Annotated in this window: 14 protein-coding genes; 10 read left to right on the forward strand and 4 right to left on the reverse strand. The window is 61.8% G+C overall.

The features are described 5' to 3' along the window. The first annotated feature begins 74 nt into the window (after window positions 1–74). The 3 genes from BLW62_RS12640 to BLW62_RS12650 all read left to right on the forward strand — a co-directional run bounded on the left by BLW62_RS12640 (window position 75) and on the right by BLW62_RS12650 (window position 2,602). Window positions 75–494, forward strand: a complete 420-nt coding sequence (locus tag BLW62_RS12640; protein WP_090507367.1) for a DUF7994 family protein — start codon at window positions 75–77, stop codon at window positions 492–494. A gap of 54 nt (window positions 495–548) precedes the next feature. Next, complete coding sequence (locus tag BLW62_RS12645; RefSeq protein WP_090507368.1) at window positions 549–908, forward strand: hypothetical protein; 360 nt, start codon at window positions 549–551, stop codon at window positions 906–908. A gap of 248 nt (window positions 909–1,156) precedes the next feature. Further along, window positions 1,157–2,602: an APC family permease gene (locus tag BLW62_RS12650; RefSeq protein WP_281246655.1), complete on the forward strand. Its 1,446-nt coding sequence runs from the start codon at window positions 1,157–1,159 to the stop codon at window positions 2,600–2,602. Window positions 2,603–2,765: 163 nt separating this feature from the next. On the opposite strand, the gene BLW62_RS12655 is transcribed toward BLW62_RS12650, so the two are convergent. After that, complete coding sequence (locus BLW62_RS12655; protein ID WP_090507370.1) at window positions 2,766–3,170, reverse strand: CBS domain-containing protein; 405 nt, start codon at window positions 3,168–3,170, stop codon at window positions 2,766–2,768. A gap of 144 nt (window positions 3,171–3,314) precedes the next feature. Between BLW62_RS12655 and BLW62_RS12660 the strand changes: the two genes are divergently transcribed. Genes BLW62_RS12660 through BLW62_RS12670 form a run of 3 tightly spaced genes read left to right on the forward strand, consistent with a single transcriptional unit; the run spans window position 3,315 to window position 10,609 of the window. Further along, window positions 3,315–5,633, forward strand: a complete 2,319-nt coding sequence (locus BLW62_RS12660; RefSeq protein ID WP_090507371.1) for a hypothetical protein — start codon at window positions 3,315–3,317, stop codon at window positions 5,631–5,633. Beyond that, window positions 5,626–6,693: a hypothetical protein gene (locus BLW62_RS12665; RefSeq protein WP_245726720.1), complete on the forward strand. Its 1,068-nt coding sequence runs from the start codon at window positions 5,626–5,628 to the stop codon at window positions 6,691–6,693. The genes BLW62_RS12660 and BLW62_RS12665 overlap by 8 nt, the downstream gene beginning before the upstream one ends. Continuing rightward, a complete protein-coding gene (locus tag BLW62_RS12670) occupies window positions 6,686–10,609 on the forward strand; it encodes a UvrD-helicase domain-containing protein (RefSeq protein WP_090507372.1) in 3,924 nt (1,307 codons plus the stop codon). The genes BLW62_RS12665 and BLW62_RS12670 overlap by 8 nt, the downstream gene beginning before the upstream one ends. 46 nt (window positions 10,610–10,655) lie before the next feature. Here BLW62_RS12670 and BLW62_RS12675 read toward each other — a convergent pair whose 3' ends face one another. Further along, on the reverse strand, window positions 10,656–11,075 hold the full coding sequence (locus tag BLW62_RS12675) for an EamA family transporter (protein ID WP_090507373.1): 420 nt from the start codon (window positions 11,073–11,075) through the stop codon (window positions 10,656–10,658). Next, window positions 11,075–11,494 (reverse strand): EamA family transporter, encoded by a 420-nt coding sequence (locus BLW62_RS12680; protein ID WP_090507374.1) that lies wholly within the window; start codon window positions 11,492–11,494, stop codon window positions 11,075–11,077. Before BLW62_RS12680 ends, BLW62_RS12675 begins: the two co-directional genes overlap by 1 nt. A gap of 134 nt (window positions 11,495–11,628) precedes the next feature. Between BLW62_RS12680 and BLW62_RS12685 the strand changes: the two genes are divergently transcribed. From BLW62_RS12685 to BLW62_RS18730, 3 genes are all read left to right on the forward strand, one after another. Beyond that, a complete protein-coding gene (locus tag BLW62_RS12685) occupies window positions 11,629–12,138 on the forward strand; it encodes an 8-oxo-dGTP diphosphatase (protein WP_090507603.1) in 510 nt (169 codons plus the stop codon). 116 nt (window positions 12,139–12,254) lie between these two features. Beyond that, complete coding sequence (locus BLW62_RS12690; protein WP_175459738.1) at window positions 12,255–12,842, forward strand: polymer-forming cytoskeletal protein; 588 nt, start codon at window positions 12,255–12,257, stop codon at window positions 12,840–12,842. A gap of 362 nt (window positions 12,843–13,204) precedes the next feature. Next, window positions 13,205–13,711, forward strand: coding sequence for a hypothetical protein (locus BLW62_RS18730; RefSeq protein WP_175459739.1), 507 nt, complete (start codon window positions 13,205–13,207; stop codon window positions 13,709–13,711). 47 nt (window positions 13,712–13,758) lie between these two features. Here BLW62_RS18730 and BLW62_RS12700 read toward each other — a convergent pair whose 3' ends face one another. Continuing rightward, window positions 13,759–14,730 (reverse strand): quinone oxidoreductase family protein, encoded by a 972-nt coding sequence (locus BLW62_RS12700; RefSeq protein ID WP_090507376.1) that lies wholly within the window; start codon window positions 14,728–14,730, stop codon window positions 13,759–13,761. A gap of 137 nt (window positions 14,731–14,867) precedes the next feature. On the opposite strand from BLW62_RS12700, the gene proS reads away from it, so the two are divergent. After that, complete coding sequence (proS, locus tag BLW62_RS12705) at window positions 14,868–16,349, forward strand: proline--tRNA ligase (RefSeq protein ID WP_090507377.1); 1,482 nt, start codon at window positions 14,868–14,870, stop codon at window positions 16,347–16,349. Window positions 16,350–16,660 lie beyond the last annotated feature (311 nt).

The following is a 16,660-nucleotide window of genomic DNA, read 5'->3' on the forward strand; positions in this document are numbered from 1 at the left end:
CTGTTTTTGTCGAATACCCGAGGTCTCGAGACGATCCGAACGGTTAACCAAACCGACCGACGAACTGTCGGGAAATGAGCGAACAGAAAGGGGTGATCAAACACGGACTCGCCGGTGGGGGGTTCGTGACGCTACTGTTGGCCGGACTCTTCGTCGTCGGACTCGGCGTCCCGACGAGCGTGTCGATGGTCGGTATCGTCCTCTGGCTCGTTCTCGTCGGTGTCACGATGCTCGTCGCCGGTCTCCGAGAGCGAGTCATCCTCGGGCCGACGACGCTGGAGTGGCCACGAGTCGCTGCCATCTCGATCACGATACTGACGCTCGGATGGGTGACGATCAGTCTCGCGGGCATCCTCACCGGACAGACGATGACCGGCCTCGGTTCACTCGAGGCCGTCCTGACGCTCGGAATGGCGGCGTACTTCGGCTGGTTCGCCCGCGAGTGTTGGGTCGGCGGGGACTGGATCGACGACGCGACGTTCACGGTCGAGTGAGTTGTCGAAACTCGTTAGCGGAGAGCCAAGGCCGTTGCAATCGTATGGTCATCTATGGGTGACCCGAGCCCCGACGACCGACTCGAGGAGACCACAGAGAAACCGAATCGAGCGCCTCCCGAAGACGATCCGACGGACTCGTTCGATCTCGAGCACGCCCAGCGCGTCCGGGTGGGCGTTACTCGCGGCGAGAGCGACCTCGAGGTCGGGCCGCCACGAGAGTATCCCGATCGAGCGGACGTTTCCGTGCGTCCGGAACCGACCGACGACCACCGAATCGTCCTCAGTATCGACGCGATGGCGGGCGATCACGCCACGGGCCACGCCGACATCGAACTGACGCCAGCGGAAGCCCGGACGTTAGGCGACCGCCTCGAGGAAACTGTTCGGTGGATGAGCGACGCTGACAAGTGACCACTCAAACTGTGCGTCTCTCCCGAGCGACGAACCGAGCGACCGCCGTTTTCGTTTTGAGTCGCGATCGCAATTGCAAGAGCATGCGTGTATTTGTCAATCACCCATACTGTAATAGATATTTGTGGTTTTGGTTTCCATTGTTAACCCATTATATTTCTGAACGAATACATTAATGAGGGATGGGGAGCCATGAGAGCCCGTGATACACCGTGGGTGCTGACGATTTCAAATTAATTAACGAAAAGGTGGGGCCGGGGATAGCGATTGCATTGTTAATCGGGACGGCGCTCGGAATGAGTATCTTTCTCGTTCCGACGCAGATGGCTGCCGAAGCTGGACCGAGTATTATACTCGCAATTTTGTTGGCAATTATTCCGATGGCACTCGGGGTCTTGCAACTCCTTCAACTCGGCGGGGCGATTCCCGTCGCGGGCGGGGCGTACGTCTACGGCTCGAGGCTCGTCGGACCGTTCTGGGGCTTTCTCAACATTATGCTTCCCGTCGTGGCCGTCTGGGCGTACCTCCTCTTCGCTGCCCTCGGATTCGCCCAGTACCTGCCGTACTTCCTCGAGTTAATCGGATACGGTATCGACGTGAACACGACCCTCGCGGTGTGGGCGATCCTCGGATTCTTCCTCGCCGTGAACTACGTCGGCATTCGAGTGGCGGCGAAGGCACAGATCGCCCTCGTCGCCGTGTTGATCGCGGGAATGCTCACGTTCATCGTCGGCGGCCTTGCCTCGTTCGACCCGGCGAACTTCGACCCGTTGTTCCCAGACGGTGAGGGCCAGCCCTTCGAGGACGGACTCGCACCGTTCTTCCTCGCGATCGTCCTCCTGTACATCCCCTATCAGGGATTCGCGATGATCATCGAAATCGGCGAAGAACTCGAGGACCCGGTGAAGAACATCCCGCGCGTCCTCGCGGTGGGAATGTCGTTCGTCGCCGTGTTGTCGGTCGTCCTCGTCGTCGCGCTGATCGGTGGTGGGTCGTGGGAGGCGGCCGTCGGTGCCGACGGTGACCCCGTCGAGGGCGCACTCGCAGCCGTCGGCGAGGAGTTCGGTACGCTGCCCACCGCCGGAGTCGTGTTGATCGCCGTGGCCGCGCTGGTCGCTGCGGCGACGACCGTCAACACGCTCTACACGTCCTACTCGCGAACGGTTATGCGCGCCTCGCGTGATAACCTCCTGCCCGGCTTTTTCGCGGGCATTCACGACCGATTCGACACGCCACACCGCGCCGTTATCTTCATGGGCGTGCCGCCCCTCGCCGTCGCGCCGTTTATCGGCTACCTCGACGAATTCACCGGCCCGGAGTTCATCGACTGGCTGGTCGTCATCGTCGTCACCGGCACGTTCCTCTCCTTTATGATCAGCGGCCTCGCCCTGTGGAACCTCCCCAAGAAGTATCCACAACGCTACGAGTACTCGGTCTACAAACTGCCGCTACCGGTGCTCAAACTCGTCGCCGTCGGCAACATCGTCATGTCGTTCGTGTTCATGGTGCTCGTCGCCGCGAGCGCACCAACCGCGTTGATCGTCGTCGTCGTCTTCGCGATTCTCTCGGCGATCGGCTACGTCTACCAGGTTCGGACGCTCGAGCGAAACGGCACCAACCTCCGCGAAGAGATGTCGTCGCTGCACCACCACGAGGGGGGTCCCCTCCAGACGAGCGAGAGCGACGACGACTAACGGATCGACAGATTTCGAGACTGCCCGTGATTACCACGTCGTCGTTCGACGAAGCCGGTCGCGACACGTACTACTCGTCGCAAGACCCGTGAGTCGGTTTCACTCGAGGCAGCCACGAAGGCAGAAGATCCGTCCCTCAGACCGTGACAACCGAAAAAGCCCGTTACTCGGGACTCGGCGTCTGCGCGTGAGAGAGGTACGAAGCCAGATCGGACGTCGTCAGAATGCCGATGACACCCTCGTCGTCGTCCACGATCGGGAGGTGATGGAATCCCTCTTCGACCATCGTGTCGGCGGCGTCGCGAATACTCTCCTGTGCGCGTCCCGTCGTGACGTTCTGGCTCATGTACGTCGACACCGGCGTCTGATCCTTCGGCTTGCGCTCGGCGACGATCTGCACGAAGTCGGTCGTCGTCAGGATTCCCTCGAGTCCCCCGTCGTCGTCGACGACGATGACCGAACCGATCTCGTTCGCGAGCATCTCCTGTGCGGCATCTTCGACCAGCGTCTCCGGCGAAACGGTCGTCAGTGACGACGACATGACGCGAGCGACGAAAATATCGTCCATACGGATGTGTGCTCGGTCACTCCTATAAGAATTTGCTATGCGGAACCATCGCATAGTCGGTCCGCTGCCGACGCCGGCAACCGAGACGCCGCGAGACGACGCACGTTTATATACGAACATCGCACAAGTCGGTCATATCAATCGATGGCGTCTCAGGAACCCACCCTCCAGGGGACGTGTACGCTCCTTGCTGAACCCTGCTCGAGCGACGCTCTCTTCGACCACATCGCGACGGAGTACGCCGCACTCGTAGACGAGTACGAGCCACAGAACGTGTTGGTCCTAAAGCGCCACCCGGCGGGCCTCGAGAACCTCACCGAAGCGCTCGCAGCCGCCTCGACAACGGACGACACGCCGAAATCACCGCGCGTCGAGTCGCTGCCCGAACACGCCTCGAAAGTGCTCGAGGAGTACGACCCGACGCTGGATCGACTCGAGTACGAAGAACGGATCGAACTCATCTCGCTCGTGATTGACGGCGCGAGTCGCGACATCCCGGCGTACCTCGAGCGCGCAAGTGACCACGAGAGTTTCGCTCGTGACGTTGGCCAGTTGCTGCTCGAGGCGACCCGCCAACAGTTGGGACTCACGGACGTCGAAGCCGAGGAGCCACGCGAGTCGCTGGCGTTTCTCTACGCGATGAACGACCGGTTCCACGCGGTACTCGAGGAGCGAGGGTACGTCGAGCGTGCAGACGTGGTTCCACAAACGGTCGATCTGCTCGAGGACGACGTCGAGGGGCTGCAAACGCGAGTAACGGACTCGATCGATGCCGTCCTCGCCGTCGAGTTCGAGGAGTACCGCCAACTCGATCGGCGGTATCTCGCCGCGCTTTCCGAAGACACTGCACTCGTCTGTCTGGGCGAGCGCCACGCCAGCGTCGAGCGGACTCGAGTCGAACCGGGTTGTATCGAAGATCACGTCGGGGACGGACTGACGGTCGAGATTCTCGATCCGCGACGCGATTGCAGGGAGACCATGCCCGCCAGCCGTTCGCCACAGCAGGCGGTCAGTCGCTTCCTCGCGACTGGCGCGTGTCCCCAGGAGTCGGCTGACGCCGTGTCTCGATCTGAGGGAACGGAACTCGAATCGGCGACCGCCGATGGCGTGTTCCGAATTCGAACGCAGACGGCAGCCGAGCAGGTGAGCACCGTCGCGAGCGAAATTCAGGCGCTTCGCGATCGACACGGCTGGGGATTCGAGAAGTTCGCAGTCGCCGTCCCCCGAATCGAACGGGTCCCCGAAACCAGACGACGGCTTCGAGAGGCAGGGATTCCGACGGCGACGATCGGGACGCCCTCGCTCGCGGAGGACCCAGTGGTACACGAACTCTACGCGTTCGTGACGGTACAGTGTAAACGAGACCGCCACTCCGGCCGCGTCGATGCCGAACTCGCTACGGAAAATGTTCACGAACGGACGGGTTCCGACCAGCGTGCTCGAGGTCCGATCGATCCACGGGATCCGACGACGGAGCCGAGTGACATGGCTCTCGAGCGACTGCGTGCTCGAGTCGACGGACTCTCCCTCGAGACCGTCGAGTCGTGTTCACACTCGAGGGTCTCCCGCTCGCTCGAGCGCTGGATTCGACGGACGGATCTCAAGGGTCGAATCACACGCGAGGAGAAGTGGGTCGACGCCCGCGAACAGTTCGCCAGTCTCCGGCGCGTGCTCGAGATTGCTCGCTTCGTCGAGGAGACCGACCTGGTCGGTCCCGACTGGCAGGGCTTGCGGCGGATGCTCCGCCGGACGATCCAGTACGACGCACCCTACGTCCACGCTGTCGACGCCCAGCCACCGACCGGCGGCGTCACGGTCTGTGCGATCGACGATCTGAAGTACGACACGCGAGAGGCAGTCTTCGTGCTCGATCTGATCGACGACGCCTATCCCGGCGAGCAGTTTCTCACGCAACTGTTTCCGACGGCGTGGGTTCGGGAGATGCCGACGTATCCGGCCGTAACCAACCCGTCCGTCGAGGACGTCACGGCGACGTTCGCCAGCGCGGATCCGGATGGCATTGGCGATCCGTTCGAAGCCTACCACGCCCAACGCTCGCGTCGACGCCTCGCACTCGGAGCTCGCGCGGCACGGTCGGCGCTCTACTGTTGTTCGTTCGAACGCGGTGCGGGCGGCCTCGATCGGACACACGACGAATCTCGGTACCTGCAACTGCTCGAGTCCGCACGCGGTAGTGATCTCCCGACCGTCGAACCCGAGACGACGGCAGCGATCCACGGCGAGCAAAACGCACTCGAGGCCCTGCTCGCCCAGCCACACGGCGAACTCGAGCGAATCGTTCGGGAGGCAAGTACGGGCGGCGACGCCGACCTCGCCACCACGGAAGAACTGTTCGAAGAGATCGCACTGGTCCTCGCACACGAGGAAATCGACGACGGACTGGCCGATGCCGTCCGCTCACAGTTCGAGTTCGCCGCCGGCGAGGTGATTCGTAATGAGTGACAGTCCAGATACGCCGACGCCGACGCAGACCGGGTCACCAGCCAGTATCGAGCGTATCCACGTCGACGGACTCACGACCTCCGTTCGCTGTCCACGCAAGTACGAGTTAGCCCACGAACACGACCTCGAGTCGACCAGCGACGAGACGACGGCTGAGGACCGAGTCGATCTCCTCAGAGGTTCGATCTGTGCAGCGTTACGAACCGGAGACACCGATCCGGATCGGCTCCTCGACGCTGCCACGACCGCGCTCGAGGAACGCTGGAACGACCACGACGAACGGTTTCACTCGCGCGAACAACGCCGCCACGTGCGCCGAGTACTCGAAGCGACGCTCGAGGCGTACGTCGACCGGATCGGCGTCGAACACGCCGAAGGGATCGTCCGGCTCACGAGCGAGACGAACGGCGAGGTGATCGGACCGACCCTCCCGCTCTCGAGTCGCGTGTCGCTGCCAAAATCGGAAGCGGGTGACGCGAGCGTGGCACTCGAGTCGACCGTCGACTACCTCACCGCGGACGGACGTTCCGTCGTCGGCGTTCGGTTCGTCCCGACGCTTGCCCCGCTGGGTCGCCTTCGGTACCGACCCGAGTGGGAGGGAGATATCGCAGACCAGTTCCACGATCACTTCGATCCCGAAGCGGACGTCTTCGAACCGGGATTCGTCGGTTCGCTGTTCGAGACGGCTGGCGTCGTCGACGGGCTTCGCACCCGCTGTGAGCAGTTAGGGCTCGAGGACCGAACGTGTCGGTACGTACAGATACCGGTCGCCGATCGCTCGCAGACGACGGTAAACTGGGTCCAGGAGTCGGTCGAGGCGAGTATCGAGCCACACGATCTGACCGATCGCTACATCGACCACCACACGTACGGGATGACGCACGAACATCGAAATCGGGCGGTCGACGACCGACTCGCGGCCGCCGTAGCGCGAATCGTCGACGGGAAATTCGAACCGGAAACGCGCTGGGAATCGATCTCGAGTGCGTCCTGTCCGGAGTGTGGCTACTCGGTCTGCTGTCAGGAGTATCTCGCCTCGGAGGTTCGATTCGATGGGTGAGAAACCTCGCGAACCGCGGGGCAATCAACAGGACGTGATCGATAGCACGGCCGCCTGTACCTCCGTCGATGCCGGTGCAGGGACGGGGAAGACGACTACGATGCTCATGCGACTCGAGCAGGCGATCGAACGAGGCGACGTCGATCCCGCGGACGTGCTGGTGTTGACGTTCGCGAACGAAGCCGCGAGCAGTATTCGAAGTGCGGTCAGTGATCGCCTCGACCCGGAGACGGCCGCCGCGATCGACATCAATACCTACCACTCGTTTTGTTACGGGCTGGTCCGCGAGTACGCCTACTACCTCGGCTACTCACCCGAGTTCGACGTCGTCACCGAGCGGACGCGACGCCGGATCGTGAGTCGCTTGCTCGCCGAGAACGAGTACGACTTCGCGACGACGATGGGACGTGGTGAGCCGTCACCCGACGACGTCACCGCTGCCGTCGACCGGTTCATCCAGTCGATGAGTCAGGAGGATATCACCCCGGCCCAACTGGACGACCAGCTTCCCGCCGTCCGAACGCTCGAGCTCTGTCACGAGTTCGTCCTCTGGCTCGAGGAAACCGCCGATGAGCGCCTCTCGTTCGACAACGAGGCACTGTTGTACTTCAACCGAGACGAACACCTCGAGGGGGCAGAATCCGCACTCGTCGACTACGGGAAGCTGATCACGTTCTGTCGCGAAAAGATCGCGGAAGCCCCCGCCGCGTTTCGCGGCGACGAGTTCGTCCGCCAGATCGATCACTACCTCACGCTCCTCCAACAGAGCGTGACGAACACGATCGACGCGCTCACACTCGAGGAGCCGACGACGAAACAGCTCCCGCGAGCGCTCTTTGGAAACGAAATCTGGCGCGGCGCGACTGGTCGACTCGAGCAAAGTCCCTTCGGCAGGCTAAAGCACTACGTCGAGTTCGTGCGTCTCGCGCGCCACTACACGGCCGTCTACGCCGATTACCACGCGACTCTCGAGGACGAGCGAATGTTGGACTTCGACGAACTCGTGCGGACGGCGACGACGCTGGTTACCGACGACGGCGTCGCAGACGAGATCACGAGCCAGTGGACCCAGGTCTACTGCGACGAATTTCAGGACACAGACAGGACCCAGTTCCGACTCATCACCGAACTCACGGACGGCCCCGATCGGCCCGATTTGCTCGCGATCGGCGACAAGGACCAGTCGATCTACGGCTGGCGTGGCACCGACCGCGAGGGCCTCGACAGACTTGCGACGGTCTACGACGACCACGAATCCTACGAACTCGAACTCAACTTCCGCTCGAAACAGGAGATTTTGGCCCTAACGAACCACTGCGACTACGGCCCACAGGCCTCGAAGACGCTCCGAGAAGCCGACAGAGGAGCGTCGTCAGCACCGGCGGACGAACCCGACGCTGACTCTCTCTCCGAACCTGCACTCGAGCACGACCGTGACCTCGAATCGCCGACCGGCGGCGAGAGCCGTGGCGACGGGTCGGCCGTCGACCGCGTCGTCAAAGTCGAGAGCGACGAGATCGATCGATCGACGGCCGAACAGGTCGGGACGACGGTCTCGAGGCTGTTGAACGGCGACGCCGACGGCGTGCCACAGCGCTCGCTCGAGGACATCGCGGTAATCGTCCGGACGAATCGACACGCACAGGCCGTCGCCGCGGAGTTGAACACCCGTCAACTCCCCTACGAAATATCCGGCTCGGCCTACGGGGAGGTGTCGCCGGGACTGCAAACGCTCCTGTCGTATTTCCGCGTACTCGTCGATCCTGCCGCAGACGCCCACTTGCGCCGGGTGTTGCTCTACCGATATCGGGTGAGCGAAGCCGACCTCGCGACGTTGCAGCGTCGAGACGGAACGCTGTACGACGCCGTGATGGGGCTCGAGTCAGATGCTGATGCCGGTGACGGCGCAGACGTCGATGGTGACGCAGACGGCGATGATGACGCAGACGCCGGTGCTGATACGCGCCTCGAGAGCAGCCTCGAACGACCCGACCGCGTCCACAACGCACGGACCCACCTCGAGGAACTCGAGACGTTGCGGGACGTCTACCCGCTCTCCGGGTTCGTCGGCCGATTTCGGGAGGTGACGCGACTCGAGTGGTACTGCACGAGCGACGAGCGCGACGAACTCGGTCGCCTCGAGCGTTTCGTCGAGTCGTACACCGCAGATTCGGTGGTCCAGACGGTGACGCCGGCGTTCGTCGACGCACTCGAGCGCACGCTCCAAAGTGGCTCGAGCGATCGGACGCGGGGCACCCAATCTACGGATTCCATCGACGTGATGACGGTCCACCAGGCGAAAGGCCTCGAGTTCGACACCGTGTTGGTGCCGTATCTCTCCGACGAGGAGTGGTGCGTCGAACGTGATTACGCCCGACGGGCACGCTACCAGCTACTGGCGGCGACGCTCAACGACGACATCGACTCGCCGCTGTGTGCGGATCTCGCGGCCGAAACGGTCGGCGAGGAGTGGCGAGTCCTGCACGTCGCACTCACTCGAGCGGAGAATCACCTCTTCGTCTTCGGTTCGACGTACGACTACGACGGCGAGGACGAGGAGCTCGGCGCGTCGACCGCCGATGCGTGTTTAACGGACGGCCTCGAGTGGTCGGTCACCGGCGAGCAAATGACCCTCTGGGAATCGCTCACCGAGAGTTTCGAACGCGTTAGGGAGTCGTTTCCCGAGACAGTCGCCGACAGGACCGACGAAATCGCCGACTCTGCCCAGCGAACGCCTGGAACGATCACCTACTACTCCGGCTACGACGACCGGACCGCCGAGCCACTCGAGACCCAGGCGGCCATCGAAACGGTTCACGACCTCGGGCGGATGCTCCGGGACGGCACGTTGTTGCCAGCAGCCGACGCGGCGAGTGCGACTGGCGACGGTGGTGTGAGTGGAACTGGCGAAACCGGTAGTCGAACGGACGACGTTCGAGCGACTGAAACAGCAGCCGAAACGCCGAGTTCGAAGACGGACCGACGAGTGCCGAGCGAACGGCGGCTTTCGTCGCTGACTGGTGAAACCGTTCGATTCCCCGTCGACACGCTCGCTAACGCGACCGACGTCCCCGCCGCCTTGCGCCACAGCTACACCTCGCTTGCGACCCACGAGACGTGTCCGCGAAAGCACTACCTCGATCACGTCGTTCACGCGATCGGCGATTCGTCCGTTCGGACACTCGAGGATGGGACACCCCTCGAGTCTTACTCTGAAGACGACGGGACCGTATCTGCCGATACCGCCGTCCCACGCCTCGTCGGGACGATTTTCCACGACGTTGCAGAGGAGGCGTTCTATCGAAACGACGCCACTCGAGACGACTGGCGAGAAGTCGCGATCCGGCAACTGACGGCGAGGGGCGTCCTCGAGCATCGAGAGCGCGTGCTGGAGTGTGTGGATCGGTACTTCGACGCGAGTGCGCCCGCGTTCGACGATCCGGTTCACGAGTGGGAGCCACTCGCCGCGGAAGTGCCGTTTACCCTCGCTGACGTGCCGAACGTCCGCGGTGACGTGGTCGGATTCATCGACTCGGTGCGACGGACCCCAGAGGGTGACCTCGTCGTGCTCGACTACAAGGCGACAGCCGAACGAATTTCGCCGTCCGAGGCGTCCCAACTGGCGTTGTACGTCCGAGCGTGTGAGCAGGCGTTCGACGAGCCAGTGACGGCTGCTGGCTACGTTTACGTCGGTCCCGTCGACGGCCCACGCGTCGATCTCTTCATGCCCGAGGAACTCCCCCCGTGGTCGAGCGTTCACCAGACGCTTGAGGCGGCTGACGACCCCTCGTTCGCCGAAACGACGACCGGCGAGCACTGCCAGTACTGTCCACATCGGTCGCTTGGCTGTGCACCAGAGGAGTTCGTCGACGACCAATTGGAGAGTGGATTGGCCGAGTCGACAGGGGACGATTGAGCTGTAGAATCGCTCGCTGTAGGGCCGGCAGTTCTCGACTGGCCGCTCACAGCGACATGAGCACGACGGCGAGGACGGCGAACACGATTCCGAGACCGTTTCTGACAGTCAGTGACTCCTCGAGCGCAACGATACCGATGATCGAGCTCACTGCAATGAACAGCCCGTAAATTGGAACGACAACGCTGACGGGACCGAGTTCGAGTGCGCGGTAGTACGCTAGGAGCCCGATCGCGAGGAGGGCACCCCAGGCGACGATGTGGGGCGTCTTCGGGTGCGAGAGATACGGGCGAGGGGAGACACCCTGGTAGAGCAACAGTCCACCGAGGAGCCCGAGCATGATGGTGTTCGAGAGGAAGACCGCCATCGTACTCGGAACCGTCTCCATCGCGACCTTGAGCAATGGAGCGACCAGACTGTACGCGACGAACGCGATCACCGAGAGCGCGAGGTACTCTCGTTCCATTAGCTCTCACCCGCAGTGAGGACGATCGCGAGGACCGCACAGCCGATTCCGGCCGCCCGTGTCACCGACATCGACTCCTCGAGAAAGAGGATTCCCAACACCGAACTGCCGACGATGAACATGCCGAATATCGGCACGACGACGCTAACGGGCCCGGTCTCGAGTGCGGCCGTGTACGCCAAAATCCCCGCCGTGAGAAACGCGCCGGCGATGTAGATGTAACCGGCCTCGAGCGAGACCACGAGCGATGGATCGGCACCGCCAGTCACGATCAGTACGCTGCTCGCAATCGCGAGAAAGACGAGCGTCGAGAGGAACAATCCCGGCGTTGCCGGAACGTCTTGCATCACGACGCTCGTGAGCGGCGCGACGAACGAGTACGCGAGGAGTGCTATCAGAACCCACAGTAAATACTCCATACAACGTCACTGCTATCGAATCAGTATAAACACCACGGGCAATCCGTCACGCCCACCCCCTTCGACGCCGTTCCCGACGACCGGGTCGAAGTGCGATGGTGACGGTTTATCTTCACTCGAGCGAACACTCCCGTATGACCGAGACGACGCTGTGTTTTCCGCGACGGACTCGCGAGAGCACTGGTGAATCTATTGAAGAAGTGCTCCTCATCGAAAAACGGCGAGGGCTCGGCGACGGCCTGTACAACGGACCCGGCGGCAAACTCGAGGCCGGTGAAACGCCACGCGAGTGTGCAACAAGAGAGACGCGAGAGGAGGTCGACCTCGAGGTCGATCCGGCGGATCTGGAGAAGGCGGGAGAACTCACCTTTCTGCTCGACGGCGAGCGCCACTCGGTCTGTCACGTCTTTCGAACGCGGTCGTTTTCGGGCGAACCGACGACGACCGCGGAGGCGAGACCGACGTGGACCCCCGTCGACGACGTTCCCTACGATCAGATGTGGGACGACGACCACCTTTGGCTCCCGGGCGTCCTCGAGGGGAACACTGTCGTCGGCGACTTTCACTTCGAAGGCGGGAAGCCACTGGACGAAGCCGAATTCGTCGAGTACGACCTCAAGTGGAACGTCTCGTTCGACGAGTGATCGAGACGATTTCGCCCGACGACGGGATTCTCCTCCGTTCAGGTTTGCATAAAATCTACAGCAATTATCGATCCACAAATCTTTTATAAGAAATGAAAATACGAAGGCGTGCAACGATGACTGATCTTACCCGCCGACGAACGATTGCTGCAGCGGCAGTTGGAACTGTTGGCGCAATCGCCGGCTGTGTCGACGATCTCGCGAATGGAGACGACGACACTGACGACGCCGGTAGCGGTGACGACGACGCGGACGACGGCAACGGAAACGGAGGGGACCAAGAAGTCATCGACGAGGATATCGACGAAATCTCGGCAGACGGCGACGTCGAAGTGCAGGCCGATATCGAAATCGACGGTCCGATCGACGCCGACGGCGACGTCTACCTCGAGGAAGATGCAGACGTAGACGGAGACGTCGAGGCAGGCGGTGCTGTAACGACCGAACCCGATGTCGATATCGACGGCGGTATCGATGCCGGTAGCGACGTCGACCTCGGTGAAGACACCGATGTCGATGGCGATATCACCGCAGGCGGGTCCGTGACGACCGATGCTGACGTCGATATCGACGGTGATGTCGACGCAGATGGCGACGTCGAACTCGGCCCCGACAACGACGTCGACGGCGACGTCAGCGGTGAAACGGTCGAACAAGGCGACGGCACCGACGTTCAAGGTGACGTCGAGGAAGCAGACGGCTAACGTCGCTCGCACCGACCGTCGATTCGACCGTTTTACGCCTTCATTTTCGCGTGCTGGCACCTCCCACCAGATGGATAGGAACCCGCCATCAGCGTCGACTCCGAATCGCGAATGGGACGGTAGACGACACCAAGACGACCAAGACGATACTATTGTACTAACTGGAACGGTTCACACACTGATCGCCGAACCCGTTGACGGTCAACTGTGCACTGACGGACAGTGGCTACTGTCGGTCAATTCAGGTCCCCACTCGAGAAACCACCTTTAGGAACCACGAGCGGACCAGTACCCGCGGATTTACTCGAGTGAGTATCGGCTGAATACTCTTTTACCCGTTCGTGGTACGACGGACCGAGAGAATGACAGAGACCACTCGTCGCCGAACGATCGTCACAGTCGTCGTCGGAACTATCGGAACACTCGCAGGCTGTGTAGACACAACGTTCGACGACGATCCCGACGAGGAGGGCGAAACCGAGGACAATATCTTTGGAGACGACGCTGGCGACGTCGGTAACGGAAACGAATCTGACAGTGACGACGATGAGGACGATGACGGTGAAGATGGTGAAGACGGCGAAGACGATGATGACGAGGACGAAGACGACGATGAGAGCGATGACGAGAGCGAGGACGATGATGACGATGATGACGACGACGATGATGAGGATGACGATGATGAGGATGACGATGATGAGGATGACGACGATGACGACGACGATGATGAGGATGACGACGATGATGAGGATGACGACGATGATGAGGATGACGACGATGACGACGATGACGACGAGGACGACGACGATGACGACGATGACGACGACGATGATGACGACGACGAGGACGACGACGATGATGACGACTAGAAAAGATTCGCTAAAACGGTTCCCGCCCGCTCACTCCGCGCCAGCGCTCAGGGCGTGAGGACGACTTTCCCGGCACTTTTGCGGTCTTCGATATATTGGTGGGCGTCTGCTGCGTCCTCGAGTGCGAACGATTCGCCGAGGACGACCTCGAGGTCGCCGTCGGTCAGCCCCTGCGTGAGTTCCGGAACGGCCTTCATAACCGTACTGGGATCGTGGACCGATGCCTGACCGAGGTGAAAGCCCTTGATAGTCTTGTTCTCGAAGAGCAGTCTCCGATTTTCGATCTCGCCGGGGACACCACTGGCGACGCCGTAGGTGACCATCCGGCCGAAGTGCGTCATTGCATCGAGGCTGCGCTCGAAGACGTCGTCGCCGACGCTCTCGAGGACGAGATCGACGCCCTCTCCGTCGGTTTCGTCCTCGACAGTCTCGCGGAAGTCGGTCTCGGTGTAATTGATCGGGTGATCGCAGCCTAACTCGGCTGCGAGGTCGAGTTTCTCCTGCGTACTCGCCGTTCCGAACACCTCCGCACCTGCATCAGACGCGAGTTGCACCGCTGCCGTGCCGACGCCGCCCGCCGCAGCTTGAATCAACACCGACTCGCCCTCCTCGAGGCCGCCCCACTCGAACAAACAGCTGTGGGCGGTCAGAAACTGAACGGGGAAACCGGCAGCTTCCGCGAAACTCATCTCCTCGGGAATCGGGAACAGCATCTGTGCGTTCGCCGTCGCGTACTCGGCGTAGCCACCGGTGTTGAGCATCGCGACGACGCGGTCACCCTCCTCGAGGTCAACTCCGTCGCCAGTGGCGTCGATCGTGCCTGCGGCCTCCATTCCGGGTACGTAGCCCTCGTCGGGTCCGCCCGGGTAGACCCCACGGCGTTGCATGATGTCGGCGAAGTTGATCCCTGCCGCTTCGACTTCGATGCGGACCTCGCCTGCGCCTGGTTCGGGGACGTCGGCGTCGATTACCTCGAGTTGGTCGCTGTCTCCGTATTCAGACACCTGAATGGCCTTCATAGGTTCTAGTGGGCGACACACCTGCATAAAGTCCCGAGAACCGGAGTGAACGAGTCGGTCGTTGTCGCTCACGCTCAATGTCACGAGCCATCTCCCCTTCGTATGGTTTAAGAGCGCGCTGACTGCATAGCGAAACAATGAGCGACGAGAGCCAGGAACTCGGGATCACCGAGTCGAAATCGCACAAACCGGGCGAGTGGTACGCCGAAGTCGTCAAGAAGGCGGACCTCGCCGACTACGCGCCGATGGGCGGCTTCATCGTCACGAAGCCCCGCGGCTACGCACTCTGGGAAGCCATTCAGGACGCCCTCGACGGCTGGTTCAAAGAGACCGGCGTCGACAACGTCTACTTCCCGATGTTCATCCCCGAAAGCTTTCTCGAGCGCGAGAAGGATATCGTCGAAGGCTTCGACCCCGAAGTCGCGTGGGTGACCCAGGGCGGTCACGACGAACTCGAGGAGCGCCTCGCCGTCCGCCCGACGAGCGAGTCGATCATCGCGCCGTTCATGGCCGACTGGACGCGCAGCCACCGCGACCTGCCGATGCGAATCAATCAGTGGTGTTCGGTGGTTCGCTGGGAAGCGACGGAGACGAAGCCGTTCTTCCGGACGAAGGAGTTCATGTGGCAGGAGGGTCACACCGCCCACGCGAGCAACGAGGGCGCGTGGGAGGAAGTCTGGACCCGGCTCTCGCAGTACGAACGCGTCTACGAGGAGGTGCTGGCGATTCCGGTGTTGCGCGGGAAGAAGCCAGAACACGACAAGTTCCCCGGCGCGGATACGACGACGACCGTCGAGGCGCTCATGCCCGACGGCAAGTCCGTTCAGGGCGCGACGAGTCACAACCTCGGTCAGAGCTTCGCCGAGGCATTCGACATCACGTTCTCGGGCGAAGACGAGGAAGACCGAACCGCCTACACCACGTCGTGGGGGCTCTCCTGGCGGGCGCTCGGCGCGCTCATTATGACGCACTCCGACGATCAGGGACTCGTCTTGCCGCCGACGGTCGCCCCGACGCAGGTCGCGATCGTTCCGATCTGGCAAGAAGATACGAAAGACGACGTCCTCGAGTACGCTGCCAGGATCGCCGAGGAACTCGAGGAGGCCGGCTTCCGCGTCGAACTCGACGACCGCGACGAGCGAAATCCCGGCTTCAAGTTCAACGAACACGAACTCAACGGCGTTCCCCTGCGACTGGAAATCGGTCCCTACGAGGTCGAGGACGACGAGGTGACGCTGGTTCATCGACCGGACAACGAAGAGGCCGTCGAGGACCGGAGCGAAATCGTCGACGCCGTCGACACACACCTCGACGACGTCTTCGACAAGTTGTACGACGAGGCAAACGAAAATCTCGAGGAGAACGTCCGCGAAGCCTACTCACCGGAGGAAATTCTCGGCACGATTGGTAAGCACGGCGGTTACGTGAAGACGTCGTGGTGTGGCGACGAGGCGTGTGAGGAAGCGATCAAGGAGAAAATCGCCGCCGAAATCGTGATGCAACCACTCGAGGATGAAGGTGGGGAGACGGCGGGCGAGGTCCCCGAACCAGACCGCGAGGAGTGTGGCGTCTGCGGTGACCCCGCAGATCAGATCGCGTACTTCGCCAAATCCTACTGACGTCGACACGATTCGGCCGATGTTCGGTTTCGAAAACGAGCGTACGATTCCAAAGTGACGATATCGATGCTTTCGAGGCTTCACTGTGCACTCGACACGGAATCGAAGCGAGCGGATCGCCCCAAATTCGTGTTTGCCATTCTCACCCTTACCTAACTCTTTAACCCAATACTGCTTACGGCTGGCATCTAAACGAAGAAATGTGGTGTTCACTCTGGTGGGTGAGCACTACGTGCCTCTGACACATTCTGCCCTCGTCGGGCAGTTTTCCTCGACTCGAGTACCGACTATCCGATACGTGACACTCGAAT

Origin of the sequence: Natronorubrum sediminis (genome assembly GCF_900108095.1) — an archaeon.
GTDB lineage: Archaea > Halobacteriota > Halobacteria > Halobacteriales > Natrialbaceae > Natronorubrum > Natronorubrum sediminis.

What these genes read in the sequence shown, in the direction of transcription:
- BLW62_RS18730 (WP_175459739.1), top strand. Translation starts at nt 13,205, where the DNA reads ATGACAGAGACCACTCGTCGCCGAACGATCGTCACAGTCGTCGTCGGA.
- BLW62_RS12675 (WP_090507373.1), bottom strand. Translation starts at nt 11,075, where the DNA reads ATGGAACGAGAGTACCTCGCGCTCTCGGTGATCGCGTTCGTCGCGTAC.
- proS (WP_090507377.1), top strand. Translation starts at nt 14,868, where the DNA reads ATGAGCGACGAGAGCCAGGAACTCGGGATCACCGAGTCGAAATCGCAC.
- BLW62_RS12665 (WP_245726720.1), top strand. Translation starts at nt 5,626, where the DNA reads ATGAGTGACAGTCCAGATACGCCGACGCCGACGCAGACCGGGTCACCA.
- BLW62_RS12655 (WP_090507370.1), bottom strand. Translation starts at nt 3,170, where the DNA reads ATGGACGATATTTTCGTCGCTCGCGTCATGTCGTCGTCACTGACGACC.
- BLW62_RS12680 (WP_090507374.1), bottom strand. Translation starts at nt 11,494, where the DNA reads ATGGAGTATTTACTGTGGGTTCTGATAGCACTCCTCGCGTACTCGTTC.
- BLW62_RS12670 (WP_090507372.1), top strand. Translation starts at nt 6,686, where the DNA reads ATGGGTGAGAAACCTCGCGAACCGCGGGGCAATCAACAGGACGTGATC.
- BLW62_RS12660 (WP_090507371.1), top strand. Translation starts at nt 3,315, where the DNA reads ATGGCGTCTCAGGAACCCACCCTCCAGGGGACGTGTACGCTCCTTGCT.
- BLW62_RS12700 (WP_090507376.1), bottom strand. Translation starts at nt 14,730, where the DNA reads ATGAAGGCCATTCAGGTGTCTGAATACGGAGACAGCGACCAACTCGAG.
- BLW62_RS12645 (WP_090507368.1), top strand. Translation starts at nt 549, where the DNA reads ATGGGTGACCCGAGCCCCGACGACCGACTCGAGGAGACCACAGAGAAA.
- BLW62_RS12640 (WP_090507367.1), top strand. Translation starts at nt 75, where the DNA reads ATGAGCGAACAGAAAGGGGTGATCAAACACGGACTCGCCGGTGGGGGG.
- BLW62_RS12685 (WP_090507603.1), top strand. Translation starts at nt 11,629, where the DNA reads ATGACCGAGACGACGCTGTGTTTTCCGCGACGGACTCGCGAGAGCACT.
- BLW62_RS12690 (WP_175459738.1), top strand. Translation starts at nt 12,255, where the DNA reads ATGACTGATCTTACCCGCCGACGAACGATTGCTGCAGCGGCAGTTGGA.